The 16,224-nt window shown below is 72.1% G+C and carries 17 protein-coding genes and 1 tRNA gene; 15 read left to right on the forward strand and 3 right to left on the reverse strand.

Annotation, left to right across the window (positions count from 1 at the left end):
- Positions 1 to 46 precede the first annotated feature (46 nt).
- From JMJ55_RS06245 to JMJ55_RS06305, 13 genes are all read left to right on the forward strand, one after another.
- Complete coding sequence (locus JMJ55_RS06245) at positions 47 to 1,732, forward strand: methyl-accepting chemotaxis protein (protein ID WP_202824650.1); 1,686 nt, start codon at positions 47 to 49, stop codon at positions 1,730 to 1,732.
- Positions 1,733 to 1,815: 83 nt separating this feature from the next.
- The gene (locus JMJ55_RS06250) at positions 1,816 to 2,763 is read left to right on the forward strand and encodes a TIM44-like domain-containing protein (protein WP_202824651.1); all 948 of its coding nucleotides are present in this window, start codon (positions 1,816 to 1,818) and stop codon (positions 2,761 to 2,763) included.
- Positions 2,764 to 2,921: 158 nt separating this feature from the next.
- Positions 2,922 to 3,104 carry a hypothetical protein gene (locus JMJ55_RS06255; protein WP_202824652.1) on the forward strand — a complete coding sequence of 61 codons (183 nt, stop codon included), beginning with the start codon at positions 2,922 to 2,924 and terminating at the stop codon, positions 3,102 to 3,104.
- Between the two features lie 103 nt (positions 3,105 to 3,207).
- Entirely contained in the window at positions 3,208 to 3,894 is a 687-nt protein-coding gene (locus JMJ55_RS06260) for a lysophospholipid acyltransferase family protein (RefSeq protein WP_202824653.1), read from the forward strand.
- Positions 3,891 to 5,201: a 3-deoxy-D-manno-octulosonic acid transferase gene (locus JMJ55_RS06265; RefSeq protein ID WP_328702576.1), complete on the forward strand. Its 1,311-nt coding sequence runs from the start codon at positions 3,891 to 3,893 to the stop codon at positions 5,199 to 5,201. The genes JMJ55_RS06260 and JMJ55_RS06265 overlap by 4 nt, the downstream gene beginning before the upstream one ends.
- 25 nt (positions 5,202 to 5,226) lie before the next feature.
- Entirely contained in the window at positions 5,227 to 6,216 is a 990-nt protein-coding gene (lpxK, locus tag JMJ55_RS06270) for a tetraacyldisaccharide 4'-kinase (protein WP_202824654.1), read from the forward strand.
- Positions 6,217 to 6,221: 5 nt separating this feature from the next.
- A complete protein-coding gene (locus tag JMJ55_RS06275) occupies positions 6,222 to 7,085 on the forward strand; it encodes a lysophospholipid acyltransferase family protein (RefSeq protein WP_202824655.1) in 864 nt (287 codons plus the stop codon).
- 65 nt (positions 7,086 to 7,150) lie between these two features.
- Positions 7,151 to 7,729: a TetR/AcrR family transcriptional regulator gene (locus JMJ55_RS06280; protein WP_202824656.1), complete on the forward strand. Its 579-nt coding sequence runs from the start codon at positions 7,151 to 7,153 to the stop codon at positions 7,727 to 7,729.
- Entirely contained in the window at positions 7,726 to 7,947 is a 222-nt protein-coding gene (locus JMJ55_RS06285) for a hypothetical protein (protein WP_202824657.1), read from the forward strand. The genes JMJ55_RS06280 and JMJ55_RS06285 overlap by 4 nt, the downstream gene beginning before the upstream one ends.
- A complete protein-coding gene (locus JMJ55_RS06290) occupies positions 7,944 to 8,978 on the forward strand; it encodes an HlyD family efflux transporter periplasmic adaptor subunit (RefSeq protein ID WP_202824658.1) in 1,035 nt (344 codons plus the stop codon). Before JMJ55_RS06285 ends, JMJ55_RS06290 begins: the two co-directional genes overlap by 4 nt.
- Positions 8,975 to 10,255 (forward strand): ABC transporter permease DevC, encoded by a 1,281-nt coding sequence (gene devC / locus JMJ55_RS06295; protein ID WP_202824659.1) that lies wholly within the window; start codon positions 8,975 to 8,977, stop codon positions 10,253 to 10,255. The genes JMJ55_RS06290 and devC overlap by 4 nt, the downstream gene beginning before the upstream one ends.
- The gene (locus JMJ55_RS06300) at positions 10,255 to 10,959 is read left to right on the forward strand and encodes an ATP-binding cassette domain-containing protein (RefSeq protein ID WP_202824660.1); all 705 of its coding nucleotides are present in this window, start codon (positions 10,255 to 10,257) and stop codon (positions 10,957 to 10,959) included. The genes devC and JMJ55_RS06300 overlap by 1 nt, the downstream gene beginning before the upstream one ends.
- An 82-nt stretch (positions 10,960 to 11,041) precedes the next feature.
- Positions 11,042 to 12,064, forward strand: coding sequence for an amino acid ABC transporter substrate-binding protein (locus JMJ55_RS06305; protein ID WP_202824661.1), 1,023 nt, complete (start codon positions 11,042 to 11,044; stop codon positions 12,062 to 12,064).
- Positions 12,065 to 12,179: 115 nt separating this feature from the next.
- On the opposite strand, the gene JMJ55_RS06310 is transcribed toward JMJ55_RS06305, so the two are convergent.
- Both JMJ55_RS06310 and JMJ55_RS06315 read right to left on the reverse strand, forming a co-directional pair.
- The gene (locus JMJ55_RS06310) at positions 12,180 to 12,830 is read right to left on the reverse strand and encodes a CoA transferase subunit B (protein ID WP_202824662.1); all 651 of its coding nucleotides are present in this window, start codon (positions 12,828 to 12,830) and stop codon (positions 12,180 to 12,182) included.
- Between the two features lie 12 nt (positions 12,831 to 12,842).
- The gene (locus JMJ55_RS06315; protein ID WP_202824663.1) at positions 12,843 to 13,553 is read right to left on the reverse strand and encodes a CoA transferase subunit A; all 711 of its coding nucleotides are present in this window, start codon (positions 13,551 to 13,553) and stop codon (positions 12,843 to 12,845) included.
- A gap of 117 nt (positions 13,554 to 13,670) precedes the next feature.
- On the opposite strand from JMJ55_RS06315, the gene JMJ55_RS06320 reads away from it, so the two are divergent.
- A tRNA-Ala gene (locus JMJ55_RS06320) sits at positions 13,671 to 13,746 on the forward strand.
- 56 nt (positions 13,747 to 13,802) lie between these two features.
- Here the strand turns inward: JMJ55_RS06320 and mdlC are convergent.
- Positions 13,803 to 15,380 (reverse strand): benzoylformate decarboxylase, encoded by a 1,578-nt coding sequence (gene mdlC, locus JMJ55_RS06325; RefSeq protein ID WP_202824664.1) that lies wholly within the window; start codon positions 15,378 to 15,380, stop codon positions 13,803 to 13,805.
- A 95-nt stretch (positions 15,381 to 15,475) separates the two neighbouring features.
- On the opposite strand from mdlC, the gene JMJ55_RS06330 reads away from it, so the two are divergent.
- The gene (locus JMJ55_RS06330; protein ID WP_202824665.1) at positions 15,476 to 16,186 is read left to right on the forward strand and encodes a maleate cis-trans isomerase family protein; all 711 of its coding nucleotides are present in this window, start codon (positions 15,476 to 15,478) and stop codon (positions 16,184 to 16,186) included.
- Positions 16,187 to 16,224 lie beyond the last annotated feature (38 nt).

Raw genomic sequence — 16,224 nt, forward strand, 5'->3', positions numbered from 1 at the left:
ATTAGGCCGGATCGGCCCACTCTCGATCGCGATCAAGAGAGGGCTGATGATGCTGGCGTCCCTGCGCATTCGTGAAAAGGTGGGTTTGGCCCTGGCGGTCCTAGCCCTCGCGGCCTGCCTGCTCGGCGGCTTCGCCCTTCTCCGTTTTTCGAGTCTCGCGGGCGCCTCGAACGAGATCGCCACGAATTGGCTGCCCAGCGTGCAATCCGCCGGCCGCGTCACCACCCTGGCCCAGCGCTACCGCTCGCTCCTGCCGCTGCACATCCTGAACACCGACGAGGGCCGGATGGCGCAGCTCGACCGGGAGATCGCCGATGCCCTGCGCCAAGTCGAGGAGGCAAGGCGCTCCTATGCCCGGTTGATCAGCTCGGCCGAGGAACGGGCCATCTACGAGGAGTTCGGCCGGCGCTGGGCCACCTACACGGCGCTCGCCGACCGCATCCTCGGCCTGTCCCGGCGGAACGCGAACAGCGAGGCAACGGCGCTCTATCAGACCGAGGCGCTCGGCATATTCGGTGAGGCGATGGTGACGCTCAACCGGCTGACCGAGCTCAATGCCGAGGGCGCCGACCATGCCGTCGTCGTCGCGGCGCAGGAGGTGCGGAGCGGCTTCGCCGTGATCCTCGCCATGCTCGGCCTCTGCGTCTTGACCGCGGCCGGCGCCGCCATCTGGATCATGCGCGGCCTGCACCGAGACATCGACGCGGTGGCGCGGCCGATGGAACGCCTGGCCGCCGGCGACCTTTCGACCGAGGTCCCGGCCTTGCCGGCGCGGACCGAGATGGGCGGCTTCGCCCGGCGGCTCGCCAGGTTCAAGGCCGACCTGGTCGCCAAGCAGCAGGCCGATGCCGCCGCCGCCGCGGAAGCGGAAGCCAAGGCCCGGCGCGCCGAGGCCCTGGCCGGCCTGATCGCCCGGTTCGAGACCAATGCGGGCGGCGCCTTCGGCACGGTCGCCGAGGCTCTGGGTGAGCTGGAGCAGATGGCCGGCAGCATGACGGAGACGGCCCGGCGCGGCGAAACCCAGGCGGAGGGCGTGGCCCATGCGGCCGGCGAGGCCTCCCAATCCGTCGGCACCGTCGCCTCCGCTGCCGAGGAGCTGGGGGCTTCCATCGCCGAGATCACGCGGCAGATCAGCAGCACGGCGCAGATCGCCCGCCAGGCCGCCGAATCCGCCGCCGCCAGCAACGCCACGGTGAATGCCCTGTCGGACAGTGCCCAGCGGATCGGCGATGTGGTGCGGCTGATCAGCGACATCGCCGCCCAGACCAACCTGCTGGCGCTGAACGCCACCATCGAATCCGCCCGCGCCGGGGAGCATGGCAAGGGCTTCGCCGTCGTCGCCGGGGAGGTGAAGCAACTCGCCGCCCAGACCGCCAGGGCAACGGAGGAGATCGGCGCCCAGATCGGCGGCATGCAGGCCCAGACCACCGCCGCTGTCCAGGCGATCCGCGAGATCGCGGCCCGCATCGACAAGGTCGAGGGGATCGCCGTCCAGGTCGCCGCCGCCGCCGAGCAGCAAAGCAGCGCGACGCAGGAGATCATCCGCGCCGTCTCCGGCGCTGCCGCCGGGACCGAGGAGGTGGCGCGCTTCGCCGGCGACCTGACCCAGGGCGCGACGGCGACCGGCGCCGCCGCCACCCAGCTCCGGGCTTCCGCCGCCGAACTGGCCCGGCAATCCGACCTGTTGCGGGGCGAGGTGGACGGCTTCCTCGATGGCGTCCGCGCCGCCTGAGGCGGCGGCAGAGCGACCCATCGCAATTGGGGCAGCGGCCCCCTATATTGCCGATCGGTCATTTTTCAGGAGAGCCCCGCCCCATGCGTCGCCCCGCCCTGTTTTTTACTGCCGCCCTGCTGGCGCTGGCCCCTGCGCTCGCGGATGCGCGGCCGGGCAGCGGCTCCTCCGTGGGCAGCCGTGGCAGCCGCACCTATAGCGCCCCGCCCACCACCAATACCGCGCCCAATGCGGCGCGGCCGATGGAGCGCTCCATTGAGCCGGCCCGGCCGGCCACGCCCTATGGCCAGGCCACCAACCGCCCGCCGATCGGCCAGCCCAACCCGGCCGGCGGCTTCTTCTCCCGCTCGCCCTTCATGGCGGGGCTGATGGGCGGCCTGATCGGCGTCGGCCTCGGTGGGTTGCTGTTCGGCCATGGGCTGTTCAGCGGCTTCACCGGCATCGGCTCCTTCTTCGGCCTGCTGCTGCAGATCGGGTTGATCTTCCTGCTGGTCCGGCTGGTAATGGGCTTCTTCCGCCGGCGCCAGGCGCAGCCGGCCATGGCGGGCATCCCGGGCGGGATGGCGCGCCAAGCGGACGGCCCGCTGCCGGCCGGTGGCGGCGGGGGTGGCGCGCCTTCCTCCGCGATCCAGCTCGCCCCGGCCGATTTCCAGGCCTTCGAGCAGACGCTGCAACGGGTGAACGAGGCCTGGAACCGCCAGGACGAGGCCGGCATGCGGGCGGTCGCGACGCCGGAAATGCTGCGCTATTTCGGCGATGACCTGGCCAATCTCGCCGGTCGCGGCCTCCGCAACGAGACCCGCGACGTCAAGCTGGAGCAGGGCGACCTGGCCGAGGCTTGGCGCGAGGGCAGCCGTGAATTCGCCACCGTCGCCATGCGCTTCTCGCAGATCGACGTGACCCGGCGGATCAGCGACGGCGCGGTGGTGGAGGGCGATCCGAATCGCCGCACCGAGGCGACCGAGCTCTGGACCTTCATGCGGGTGCAGGGCGGGCCCTGGATGCTCTCGGCGATCCAGCAAACCGGCTGAGGCCGCCCGAACACTCCACACGCTAACGATATTGTGCCGCCGTCGTCCCCTCTCCGGGGGCGGCGGCGGTGTCGTAATTGTGGCCGAGCGGGGCCAAATCATGGCATAAGGATGGCAACTGTCACAAACCGACTGTTACGAACTACAGGGAGGCCTTGATGATTCCACTCTGCTTCATGGCCGTGATTGCCGCCCTGGGCGGGTTGGCCGCGGTGGGGCTGGCGCTCGGGCCGATGGCCGCTATCGCCTCCTCGGCCCTTGTCGCCGCTCCGGCGCTCGGCGCCGTATCCCTGGCCTCCGGCCTCGCCGCCGCGGTGGTTGCGCTGCGTCGTTACGGCTGAAGGATTGCCGGAGAATGAGCTGAAGCGCGCATTCTCGGCCCCGCCTATTCCGGCCGCGGATGGGGCGTGCTAGGGGCGCTGCTGCGCCCATGCTCCGACCGTCATGTTCCGCCGCCTGATCCGGCACCCCGCCAGCCAGGCCGCCTTCGCCTGGGCCCTCGGGCTGTATCTCGCCCTGGTCTTCCGCACCACGCGCTGGACGCTGGAGGGACAGGCCCATCTGGCCGCCGCGCTGGGGTCGGAGGGGCGGCCGATCCTCGCTGCCTTCTGGCATGAACGCCTGCCGATGATGCCCATGCTCTGGCTGCGCGCCCGCGCCGCAGAGCCGCGGCTGGCCGGCGTCCGCGCGCATGTCCTCGTCTCCCGCCACCGCGACGGCCGCTTCATCGGCGCCGTCGTGCGCCGCTTCCGGCTGGAGCTGGTGCATGCCTCATCCTCGCGCGGTGGGGCGTCCGGGCTGCGGGCCATGCTGCGGGTGCTGGGGCAGGGGGATATGGTCGTCATCACCCCGGACGGGCCGCGTGGCCCGCGGCGCCGGGCAGCGCCGGGCGTCGCCCAGCTTGCCGCCACGGCCGGGGTGCCGGTGCTGCCCTGCGCCGCCCGCACCAGCCGGCTCCGCATCCTCGGCAGCTGGGACCGCATGCTGCTGCCGCTGCCCTTCGCCCGCGGCGTGCTGGTGATGGGGCCGCCGGTGCCGGTGGATCGGGCCGCGCCGCTCGCAGCCCTGCCGGCCATCGAGGCGGCCCTGACCGCGGCCTGCGACGCCGCCGATGCCCGGATCGCCGCGTGAGCGCCGCTGCCATGCTCTGGCGCTGGGGCGCCAGCCTCGCCGCGCCGCTGCTGCCGGCCTATCTCCGCCGCCGCCTGGCGCGGGGGAAGGAGCTGGCGGGGCGGCTGGAGGAACGGCGCGGCTTCGGCGCCGCCCGCCCGCCCGGCCCCCTGGTCTGGCTGCATGCAGCGAGCGTCGGGGAGACGCTCTCCCTGCTGCCGGTGGTCGAGACGCTCGCGCCGCGGGTCCAGATCCTGCTGACCACCGGCACCGTCACCAGCGCGGCGTTGCTGGAGCGGCGCCTGCCGCCCGCCTTGCGCGCCCGGGTGCGGCACCGCTTCGCGCCGCTCGATGTGCCGTCCTGGGTGAAGCGCTTCCTTGATGGCTGGCGGCCGGATGTGGCCGCCTTCGTCGAATCCGAGCTTTGGCCGAACATGATCCTCGCCGCCCGGGCGCGCAGCCTGCCGCTGGTGCTGCTGAATGCCCGGCTCTCGCCCCGCTCCGCCCAACGCTGGCGGCTGGCGCCCCGGCTGGGGCGGGAGCTGATGGGGGCCTTCGCCCTGGTCCTGGCGCAGAGCGAGGGCGATGCCGCGCGCCTCGCCGCGCTGGGTGCGCCCGAGGTGCGGGTGCCGGGCAACCTGAAGGAGGCGGTGCCGCCGCTGCCCGCCGATCCGGCGGCGCTGGCGGCACTGCGCGCGGCGATCGGCGGCCGGCCGGTGCTGCTCGGCGCCAGCACCCATCCGGGGGAGGAGGCCATCCTTCTCGAGGCCCATCGGCTGCTGGCCGGGGCGCATCCCGGCTTGCTGACCATCCTGGCGCCGCGCCATCCGGATCGCGGCGCGGAGGTGGCGGCGCTGGCCGAATCGCTGGGCCTCGCTGCCCGGCGGCGGGGCGAGGGGGCGCTGCCCGAAGCGGAAACGGCGGTCTATGTCGCCGATACGCTGGGCGAGATGGGGCTGTTCTACCGGCTGGCCAGGGTGGCGCTGGTCGGCGGCTCGCTCGTGCCGCATGGCGGGCACAACCCGCTGGAGCCGGCGCGGCTCGGCTGCCCGATCCTGCTCGGGCCGCATACCGCGAATTTCGCCGATCTGGCGGCGCGGCTGCTGGCGGCGGGCGGGGCAGGGCTGGTCGAGCCGCCCGAGGCGGCGGCGCTGGCGGCGGCCGCGGATGGCGTGCTATCCCATCGCGATCACGGCCGCCGCCTGGCCGAAGCCGCCGCCGCCGCCCTGGCGCCGGCGGAGGGGTTGCCGGGCGAGGTGGCCGAGGCGCTGTTGCGGCTGCTGCCCGCCCAGGGGCCGCAGTGGGGACAAGGACCGATCGACGCCTGATGCCCATCGAGACGAGCCAAGGCTGATGCGCGCGCCCGAATTCTGGGGCGGCGACGGCACCGGCCTGCTGCCGACCCTGCTCTCGCCCATCGCCGCGCTCTATGGCGCGGCGACGGCCCGGCGCATGGCCCGGCCGGGCTGGCAGGCGCCGGTGCCGGTGATCTGCTGCGGCAATGCCACCGCCGGCGGGGCCGGAAAGACCACCGTCACGCTCGATCTCGGCCAGCGCCTGGCGCGGCGGGGCATCGCGGTGCATTTCCTGCTCCGCGGCTATGGCGGGCGGCTGAAGGGGCCGGTCCGGGTCGATCCCGCCCAGCATGACAGCCAGGCGGTGGGCGACGAGGCGCTGCTGCTGGCGGCCGAGCGGCCGGCCTGGATCTCGGCCGATCGCGGCGCCGGGGCGCGGGCGGCGGTGGCGGGCGGGGCACAGGCCCTCATCATGGATGACGGGCTGCAGAACCCGACGCTCGAGAAGGACCTCTCGCTGCTGATCATCGATGGCAGCTTCGGCTTCGGCAACAACCGCATCATCCCGGCCGGGCCGCTGCGGGAGACGGTGGCCGCCGCCGCCGCCCGCTGCCGGGCCGCCGTCATCATCGGCGAGGACGAGACCGGCGCCGCCGCGCTGCTGCCGCCCCGCCTGCCGGTGCTGCGGGCGCATCTGCGGCCAGGGCCGGAGGCGGAGATGCTGGCCGGGCAGCCGGTGCATGCCTTCTGCGGCATCGCCAATCCGAAGAAATTCTTCGCCACCCTGGGCGAGGCGGGTGCTGTCGTTGCCGGCCGCGCCCCCTTCGCCGACCACTACCCCTTCGATGCCGGCGATATGCGGGACATCCTGGCCGAGGCCGACCGGCTGCGCGCCATCCCGGTGACGACCCGCAAGGATTTCGTCCGCATCCCGCCGGCCTTCCGCAGCCGGGTCACCGTGGTGACCGTGCGCCTGGAATGGGAGGATACGGCGGCGATCGAGGCGCTGCTCGACCCCCTGGCGCAGCGGGTGCCGATCCCGGCCTGACCCCGATGCCGAACCCGCAGCACCGGCTGGAAACCGCGGCGGCACGGCTGCTGCTCGGCCTCTCGCGGCGGCTCGGGCCGCGTCGCGCCTCGGATTGCGGCGGCTGGATCGCCCGCACGATCGGCCCGTTGCTCCCCGTCTCCCGCATTGCCCGGCGCAACCTGGCGCGCGCCCTGCCATTGCTTCCGGCCGCCGAGCGGGACCGGGTGGTGCGCGCCATGTGGGACAATCTCGGCCGCACCGTCGCCGAGCTGCCGCATCTCCCGGTGCTGGAATGGGAGATGGTGGGACGGGAGCATCTGGTGCCGCTGATGGAGCATGGCGGCCCGGCCATCCTCGTCTCCGGCCATATCGGCAATTGGGAGGTGCTGCCGCCGGCGCTGGCCACGCTCGGCATCCGCATGGGCAGCGTCTATCGCGCCGCGGACAATGACGCCGTGGACCGGCTGATCCGCGAATGCCGGGCGGCGGCGGTCGAGGGCGAGCCGCTGCCGCTGTTTCCGAAAGGCTCAACCGGGGCGCGGGCGGCGCTGCGCTACCTCTCGGGCGGCGGCGTCCTGGGGATGCTGGCCGACCAGAAGCTGAATGACGGCATCGCGGCGCCCTTGCTCGGCCTGTCGGCGATGACGGCGCCGGCGCCGGCCCAGCTCGCGCTCCGCTTCGGCTGCCCGATCATCCCTGGCCATGTCGAGCGCCTGGGGCCCTGCCGCTTCCGGCTGGTGGTGGAGCCGCCGCTGCCCGTCCCCCCCGGCCCGGACCGGCAGGTGCAGATCCTGGCCCTGACAACGGCGATCAACGACCGGCTTTCGGCCTGGATCACGGAGCGGCCGGCGGAGTGGCTCTGGCTGCACCGGCGCTGGCCCGAGTGACGCCCGCGTGACTATACCGGCTGGACGGTTGACGAACCGTCCAGCCGGTATAGTATTCCGCCATCATGATGGATGGCACCCCCCACCCGGCACCCGATGCCCGCACCCGCATCCTCGATGCGGCCGAAAGCCTGGTCCGCGCCAAGGGCGTTGCCGGGCTGACGCTGGACGCCGCGGCGCGGCTCGCCGGCGTCTCCAAAGGCGGGCTGCTCTATCACTTCGCCTCGAAGGAGGCGCTGCTCATCGGCCTCATCGCCCGCATGGCCGAGTTCATCGCCGAGGACTTCGCCGCCGGCACCGCCGCCCAGCCCGAGGGGCCGGGCCGTGTCGCCCGCGCCATGCTCGCCTGGGGCTTCGGCCAGACGCCGGAGGCGATGAACGAGCGTTGCGACCGCGCCGCCGCGGTTTTCCTGGCCACCTTCCATCACGACCCGGCCCTGCTGGACCCGGTCCGGGCCATCATCGCCCGGATGCGCCAGGCGGTGGCGGAGGATGGGCTGTCGCCGGGTGTCGGCGGCATCGTCATGGCGGCCGGGGATGGGCTCTTCATGGCCCGGATCTTCGGCATGTACGCCCCGACGCCCGGGGAGATGGCGGCCATGCACGCCACCCTCTCGCGCCTGATCGAGGAGTCCCCCGCATGAGGCTCTCCACCGCTCTTGCCGGCGCGGTCCTGACCATGCTGGCCGCCGGCGCCGGCGCCGCGACCCAATTCCACCCGGCCATGCCCGGCCTGCTGGGCCTGATCAGCGAAACCCTCCGCTGCGGAGAGGCGCCGGATGGCGCGCTGCTCGCCTTCGATGTGCTGGACGAGGCGGAGGTGCTGGAACTGCTGGATGCGCCGGAGGCGCCCTCCCCGTGAACCGCCGGGCGGCGCTGCTCGGCCTGCTGCTGCTGGCCGGATTGGGCGGCACCTTCGCCTGGGTGCAGCGCAGCGAGGCTGACCGCGGCCCGGCCCCGGTCGAGGCGCCGCTATCTCCGGTCGGGGTCGGCGCGCTCGGCCGAGTGGAGCCGATGAGCCGCATCCGGAAGCTGAACCAGCCAGGCGGCATGGCCGTGACCCGGCTCGGCCGCTTGCTGGTCGCCGAGGGCGACCGGGTCGAGGCGGGCCAGCTCCTCGCCGAATTCGACGATGCGCCGCAGAAGGATGCCGCCGCCGCCCAGGCCGAGGCGCAGGTCCGGCAGGCCCGCACCGCGCTGGAGCGCATCCGCGCCGCCGGCCGGCCGGAGGAAATTGCCGCCCAGCGCGCCCGGATCGAGGCGCTGCGCTTCGCCGAGGGCAGCGCCCGCCGCGATGCCGAACGGGCCGAGGCGCTGGTGCCCTCCGGTGCCGGCGGTGCCGCCGTGGCGGAGCGGGCCCGTTTCGCCGCCGCCCGCGCCGCCGCCGAACGGGCCGAGGCGGAGGCGACGCTGCAGCGCCTGCTGGTGCCGCGACCCGAGGATCTGGCGGTGGCCGAGGCGGAACTCGCCATGGCCGAGGCCGGCCTCGCCAAGGCGCGGGCGGATGCGGCCCTGGCGCGGGTGGTGGCGCCGATCGATGGGACCATTCTCAAGCTCTATGCCCGGCCGGGCGACCAGGTCGGCAGCGACGGGTTGCTGGAGATGGCCGATCTCACCCGGCTCGATGTCGTCGCTGATGTCTATGAGACGGATATCCCCCGCCTCCGCCCCGGCGCGCCGGCCGAGGTGGTGGTGCCCGGCGATGCGCGCCGCTACCCGGCCGAGCTGCGCGACATCGGCTGGCTGGTCCGCCGCACCACCCAGGCCGGAACCGATCCCGTCGCCGCCGTCGATGCCCGCACGGTCGAGGTGCGCCTCACCCTCTCGCCCGAGGGGCGCGCCGCGCTGGAGCGGCGGACCAATATGCAGGTGCAGGTCTCGATCCGGCCATGAACGCCATCCCCCGCACCGCCGAGGCGCCGCTGCTGCCCTGGGCGCCGGAGCTGACCGGCGAGGCGGCAGCCGAGGCCTCGCCGCCACCAACGCCGCCGCGCGGCCCGGGCCTGTTCGATGCGCTGTGGCTGCCGCTCCGCCTCGCCTGGCGGCAGTTGCGGGCCGAGCGGTCCCGGCTGGCCTCGGCTATCGCCGGCGTGCTGTTCGCCTGCGTGCTGGTCTTCATGCAGCTCGGCTTCCGCTCGGCGCTGTTCGAGAGCGCGACGGCGCTGCTCTCGGCCATGCGCGCCGATATCTTCCTGATGCATCCGATGACGACGGTGAGCTTCAAGCCGGAGACGCTGCCGCGCGTGCGCGTCAGCCAGGCCATGGCGCTGCCCGAGGTGCAGGCGGCGGTGCCGGTCTATCTGGCCCAGGCGACCTGGCGGAACCCGGAGAATGGCAGCCGCCGCGCGGTGCAGCTGGTCGGCTTCGACACCGAATCCGGGGTGATGGAATTTCCCGGCCTGGCGCCGCTGATCGAGACGCTGAAGCGGCCGGACACGCTCGCCTTCGACCGCCGCTCCCGGCCCGAATTCGGCGATGTGGCGCGGCTGCTCGCCGAGCGCGGGCCCTTCCCGGTGCAGGTTGGCAACCGGCTGATGGAGGTGGCGGGGTTGGTCGAGATCGGCCCCTCCTTCGGCGCCGACGGCAATGTCGTGATGTCGGAGCTGAATTTCCGCCGCATCATGAAGGACCGGCAGGCCTCGGCGGTTGATCTCGTCGCCATCAAGCTGCGGCCGGGCGCCGACCGCGCGGCGGCGGTGGAGCGGCTGCGCGCCGTGCTGCCGCCCGATGTGCTGGTGCTGAACGGGTCGGAGCTGGTCGCGCATGAGCGCGACTATTGGGAGAATGCCACGCCGATCGGCTTCATCTTCATGTTTGGCAGCATCATGGGCCTGATCGTCGGCATGGTGATCGTCTACCAGATCCTGTTCAGCGACATCGCCAGCCATCTGAAGGAATACGCCACGCTGAAGGCGATGGGCTATTCGAATGGCTTTCTCGGCCGCGCCGTGCTCTCGGCCGCGCTGATCCTCGCCGTGCTCGGCTTCCTGCCGGGCTTCGCGCTCTCGGCGGTGCTCTATGACGTGGTGGGGAAGGGGACCTTCCTGCCGCTGGCGATGGACACCGAACGCGCGCTCGGCGTCTTCGCCATGATCTTCACCATGTGCGGGCTGGCGGGGCTGCTGGCGATGCGGAAGCTGCGCGACGCCAACCCGGCCGACATGTTCTGATGACGGCGCCGATCCGCCTTTCCGGCGTCACCTATGCCTATGGCAAGGGCGAGCTGGCGCGGCCGGTGCTGCGCGATGTTGATCTCGCGGTCGGACCGGGCGAGGTGGTGCTGTTGACCGGTCCCTCCGGCAGCGGCAAGACCACGCTGCTGACGCTCATCGGCGCGCTGCGGGCGATGCAGGCGGGCGATGCCCTGGTGCTCGGCCAGCAGATGGCGGGCGCGAGCGAGGCGCAGCGCGTCGCGCTGCGCCGGCGGATCGGCTTCATCTTCCAGCAGCACAACCTGCTCGGCTTCCTCACCGCGCGGCAGAATGTAGCGATGGCGCTGGAACTGCATCCGGGCCTGTCGGAGCGGGATCGCTTGACCCGCGCCGGGGAAATGCTGGCCGCGGTCGGCCTGGCGGACAAGACCGAGAGCCGGCCCGACCAGCTTTCCGGCGGCCAGCGGCAGCGGGTGGCGGTGGCGCGTGCCCTGGCGGGACGGCCGGGGCTGATCCTGGCCGATGAGCCGACCGCGGCACTCGACCGGCAATCGGGCGGCGATGTGGTGCGGCTGCTGCGGGAGTTGGCGCGGCGCCAGGGCGTGCCGATCCTGATGGTGACGCATGACCCGCGCATCCTCGATATCGCCGACCGGATCGTGGCGATGGAGGATGGGCGCATCCTGCCTGCGAATGAGGCAAAGTCCGTCTCAGCGGCCTGATCGGCCATGATGTTCCGGTTGACGTGCAAAGCCGGCAACCGCGACGATCCTGGCCAGATTTCAACAGGGCAGGACAAACATCATGCTGGGACGAGGCATCATGGCCGCGGCGGCGCTCGCCTGCGCGCTGTTCTCCACCACCACCGCCCGCGCCCAGCAGACGCTGGAGGCGATCAAGGCGCGCGGGCAGCTTGTCTGCGGCATCGGCACCGGCGTGGCCGGCTTCGGCCTGCCGGACAGCCGCGGCGTCTGGCAGGGGATGGATGTGGATCTGTGCCGTGGCCTGGCCGTCGCCATCTTCAACGACCCGGCCAAGGTGCGCTTCGTGCCGCTCTCCTCCTCGACGCGCTTCACCGCGCTCGGCGCCGGGGAGGTGGATGTGCTGTTCCGCACCAGCACCCAGACCATGCTGCGTGACGTGACGCTCGGCCTGCGTCATGTCGTGACCTACTTCTATGACGGGCACGGCTTCATCGTCCGCGCCGGGAGCGTGGCCAAGGTCTCCGAGATGCGGGACGCCACCATCTGCCTCGTGCAGGGCACGACGAATGAGCAGGTGACGGCGGATTATTTCCGCAGCATCAACACGCCCTTCCGCCCGGTGCTGTTCGAACGCACCGACCAGGCCGCGGCGGCGCTGCAGGCCGGGCGCTGCGACAGCTTCGGCACCGATGCCTCGCAGCTCGCCGGCGTGCGGTCCACCATGCCGAAGCCCGCCGACTGGACCATCCTGCCCGAGCGCTTCAGCAAGGAACCCTATGGCGCCTATATCCGCCGTGACGACCAGCAATGGTTCGACGTGGTGCGCTGGTACACCACCGCCCTGATCGAGGCGGAGGAGCAGGGCGTGACCCAGGCCAATGCCGAGGAGATGCGCCGCACCAGCACCAACCCGAACACGCGCCGGCTGCTGGGCGTGACACCGGAACTGGGCGAGGCGCTGAAGCTCGACCGCGCCTGGGCCTACAACATCATCCGCGCCATGGGGAATTACGGCGAGATCTATGACCGGTCCTGGGGGCCGGAGACGCAGATCAACCTGCCGCGCGGGCCGAACGAGCTCTGGACCCGTGGCGGGCTGGTCTACGCGCTGCCGATGCGCTGAGTATTCCCCACAAAACCGCTGCGCGGCTTTGCGGGGGCCCCGGATTGTCGCTCAGCGTCCAAGGCCTCGCACGCCTTCCGCGGCAAAGCCGCGGAAGGGCACCAGGTCAGAGGTATCAGCCGTTGCGCAGCGCCACGGTGAAGGGCGCTTCGGTCTTCGCCGTGACCTCTTCGAGCGTGACCTCCGGGGCCAGCTCGACCAGCTTCACCTCGGTCTCGCCACGCCGGGCCAGTTCGAAGACGGCGAGTTCGGTGATGACCATGTCCACCACCCGGGCGCCGGTCAGCGGCAGGGAGCATTCGCGAAGCAGCTTCGGCTTGCCGCTGGCGGTGTGCTCCATCAGCACCACCACCTTCTTCACCCCGGCGACGAGGTCCATGGCGCCGCCCATCCCCTTCACCATCTTGCCGGGGATCATCCAATTGGCAAGGTCGCCATTGGCCGCCACCTGCAAGGCGCCGAGGATGGAGAGGTCGATATGCCCGCCGCGGATCATGGCGAAGCTGTCGGCGCTGCTGAAATAGCTGCTGGTCGGCAGTTCGGTGATGGTCTGCTTGCCGGCATTGATCAGGTCAGCATCCTCATCCCCCTCATAGGGGAAGGGGCCGAGGCCGAGCATGCCGTTCTCCGACTGGAGCTGCACATTGATCCCCGAGGGGACATGGTTCGCCACCAGCGTCGGGATGCCGATGCCGAGATTGACGTAGAAACCGTCCTCGAGCTCGGCCGCGGCGCGGGCGGCCATCTGGTCACGGGTCCAGGGCATTGTCCGTCTCCCTTACGCCAGCACGCGCTTGCGGGTGGTGCGCTGCTCGATCCGCTTGTCGAAGCCGGGCGGGCACTGGATCATGCGCTTCACGAAGACGCCCGGGGTGATGATGTGGTCCGGGTCGATCTCGCCCGGCTGCACCAGATGCTCGACCTGCGCCACCGTCATGCGGCCGGCGGTCGCCATCATCGGGTTGAAGTTCCGCGCCGTCTTCCGATAGACGAGGTTGCCCTCGGTATCGCCCTTCCAGGCATGGATGATGGACAGGTCGGCGACGAGGCCGCGTTCCTGCACATAGGTCTCGCCGTCGAACTCTGCCGTCGGCTTGCCCTCGGCCACCTTCGTGCCGACGCCGGTCTTCGTATAGAAGGCCGGGATCCCGGCGCCGCCGGCGCGGATGCGCTCGGCCAGCGTGCCCTGCGGGTTGAACTCGATCTCGAGCTGGCCGGCCAGGTATTGCTCGGCGAAGGTCTTGTTCTCGCCGACATAGCTGCTGATCATCTTCCGCACCTGGCGGGTCTGCAGCAGCAGCCCGAGGCCCGCATCATCGATGCCGGCATTGTTCGAGACGATGGTGAGGTCGCGCACGCCGCTGTCGCGAATCGCCTCGATCAGCAGGGATGGAATGCCGCAGAGGCCGAAGCCGCCGGACATGATCATCATCCCGTCGCGCAACACGCCCGCCAGCGCGTCCTTCGCGTCGCGGTACACCTTCCCCATGGGCTCAAGCTCCCTCGATCCGGCGGCAACCTAGTCTTCCGAAGAATGCGACGAAAGAGGCGAAGGGGCCTCTTGCGCCCCCCGCGAGGGGCGGTTATACCGCGCCACCTTCCCGGGGGGGCCATAGCTCAGTTGGGAGAGCGCTTGAATGGCATTCAAGAGGTCGGCGGTTCGATTCCGCCTGGCTCCACCAGGAAGTTCACCAGGGCTTGGTCGCTACGGCGACCGGGCCCTTGTTGATTCCGGGCCTCAGCTTTTCCGGTAAAGCGTCGGGATCGCCGGATCGACCGCGACCGAGAGCAGCATCGGCCCCGGCGCGGCAAAGGCTTGGCGCAGGGCTGGCTCGATCTCCCCGGGCTCCGTGACCCGCAGCGCCGGGCAGCCCATGCCGGCGGCGAGGCTCGGGAAGTCGAGGCCGGGCAGGTCGATCCCCGGCGCATGCTCCACCCCCAGCACCTGGCTGAAGGACCGCATGGCGCCATAGCCGGCATTGTCCACGACGATGACCGTGACCGGCAGCGCCTCCCGCACCGCGGTCCAGAGCGCCTGGATCGAATACATCATGGATCCGTCGCCGATGACCGCCACCACCCGCCGGCCCGGCTGGGCCAGCGCCACCCCGACCGCGGCCGGCAGCCCGTAGCCGAGGCCGCCGCTCGCCATGGTGTAGAAGCCGCCCCAATCGGGAATCGGCAGATGCGCCTGGATCGCCGGGCGGTGGGAGGGCGCCTCCTCGACGATGATGGAATCGGCCGGGCGGGCGCGGGCGAGTTCGTGGAAGAGGAAGCCGGCCGGGATCGGGCCGGCGGGCGCGGGCGCCGGCGGCAGGGCGCGCGGCGGCGGGGCAGGGCGAGTTGCCTCCGGCAGCAGCGCGGCCAGGGTCGGCAGGCCGAGGCGGAGGCTGCCGAGGATGCCCATGCCGGTAGGGGCGGCGGCGATCGCCTCGCCCTCGACCGTCATCTGGATCACCGGCGGCAGGCGGTACTGGCCGGCGACATGGAAGGTGAAGACCGGGGCGCCGAGGACCAGCACCAGGTCATAGGGGGCGAGGGCCGCCGTCACCGCCTCCGGCGCCGCGGCCAGGAAGCCGGCAAAGAGAGGATGCCCCTCCGGGAAGCTCACCCGGCTGGAAAAGGGGCTGGCCAGGACCGGGGCGCGGAGCCGCTCGGCCAGCGCCACCGCGGCGGGGCCGGCGCCCGTCGCATCCACCTCCGGCCCGATCACCAGCACGGGGCGCTGGCTGGCGGCGAGCGCCGTGGCGGCCTCGGCCAGCAGTGCCGGGTCGGGCGCCGTCTCCCAGCCGACGCGGCGGGGTGGCAGCGGCGCGGCGGGGGCCGCCCAGTCATCCATCGGGATGGAGACGAAAGTCGGGCCGCAGGGGGGCTGCATGGCGATGTGCCAGGCATGGGCGATGGCGGCCGGGACATCCTCGGCCCGGGCCGGCTCGACCGACCATTTCACGTAGGGTTTCGGGAATTGCGCCGCCTCGGTGGCGCCGAGGAAGGGGTTCAACGGCAGCAGGCTGCGCGCCTGCTGGCCGGCGGTGATGACCAGCGGCGCGTGGTTGCGGAAGGCGGTGAAAATGCTGCCCGCAGCATGACCGACGCCGGCGGCCGAGTGCAGCGAGCAGAAGGCTGCCCGGCCGGTGGCACGGGCATGGCCATCCGCCATCGCCACCACCGTGCTCTCCTGCAGGCCGAGTACGTAGCGGAAGTCGTTCGGCCAGCGGTCGAGGAAAGGCAGTTCGGTCGATCCCGGATTGCCGAAGACGGTCGTCATCCCGCAATCGCGCAGCAGATCCATCACCGTCTGGCGCACCGTGCTCATGCTGCCCTTTCCCCCGTGTCGACGCTGATGGTGTCCGGCGTCGTCCTGGGCGACGCTAGGCGGAAAGCCCGCGACCCCGGAAGGGACCACCCCGCATGACCCGCCCCGCCATCGGCACCATCCTCCCCTCCTCCAACCGCATGGTGGAGAGGGTGCTCACCGCGCTCATGGCCCATTTTCCGGGCGTCGATTCCTGCGTCGCCCGCATCCCCTATTTCGGCCAGGGGCAGGGCCAGCCGGCGGATGCCTACGACACGGCGAGCTTCGAGGCGGCGGCACGGCTTCTCTCCCATGCCGCGGTGGGCGTGGTCTGCTGGAACGGCACGCGCGGCGCGGCGCTCGGCCTGGAGCACGACCGGGCGCTGGCCGCGGCGATGGCGGCCGCGGCGGGCTGTCCAGCCACCACCACGGCGCTGGAGACGGCGCGGCTGCTGGAACGGCTGGGCGTGCGGCGGATCGGCCTCGTCGCCCAGGGGCCGCTGGAGGAGGCGGCCGCCCATGCCGCTGGCCTGCCGGCCGAGACGGTCGGGCTGCGGGGCCTTGGGATCCGGAACAATGCCGAGGCGAGCGCGGTCGATCCCGCGACGCTGGCGGCCCTGGCACGCGAGGTGGCGCCGGGCGCGGAGGCGGTGCTGCTCTGGAGCACCAACCTCCCCGGATTGGGACTGATGGCGGGGCTGGAGGCGGAGCTCGGCATCCCCGTCCTCGATTCCGCCGCCATCGGCGTCAGGGCCTGCCTGGCAGCGGTCGGGGTGGACCCCCGTGCCGCCGCCGGCTTCGGCCGGCTGTTCAGCCTGCCAGGCTAGAGCATGATCGCCGAAGGCTGGAACGGCCGGAGGCGTGA

Origin of the sequence: Belnapia mucosa (assembly GCF_016775475.1) — a bacterium.
Classification (GTDB): domain Bacteria; phylum Pseudomonadota; class Alphaproteobacteria; order Acetobacterales; family Acetobacteraceae; genus Belnapia; species Belnapia mucosa.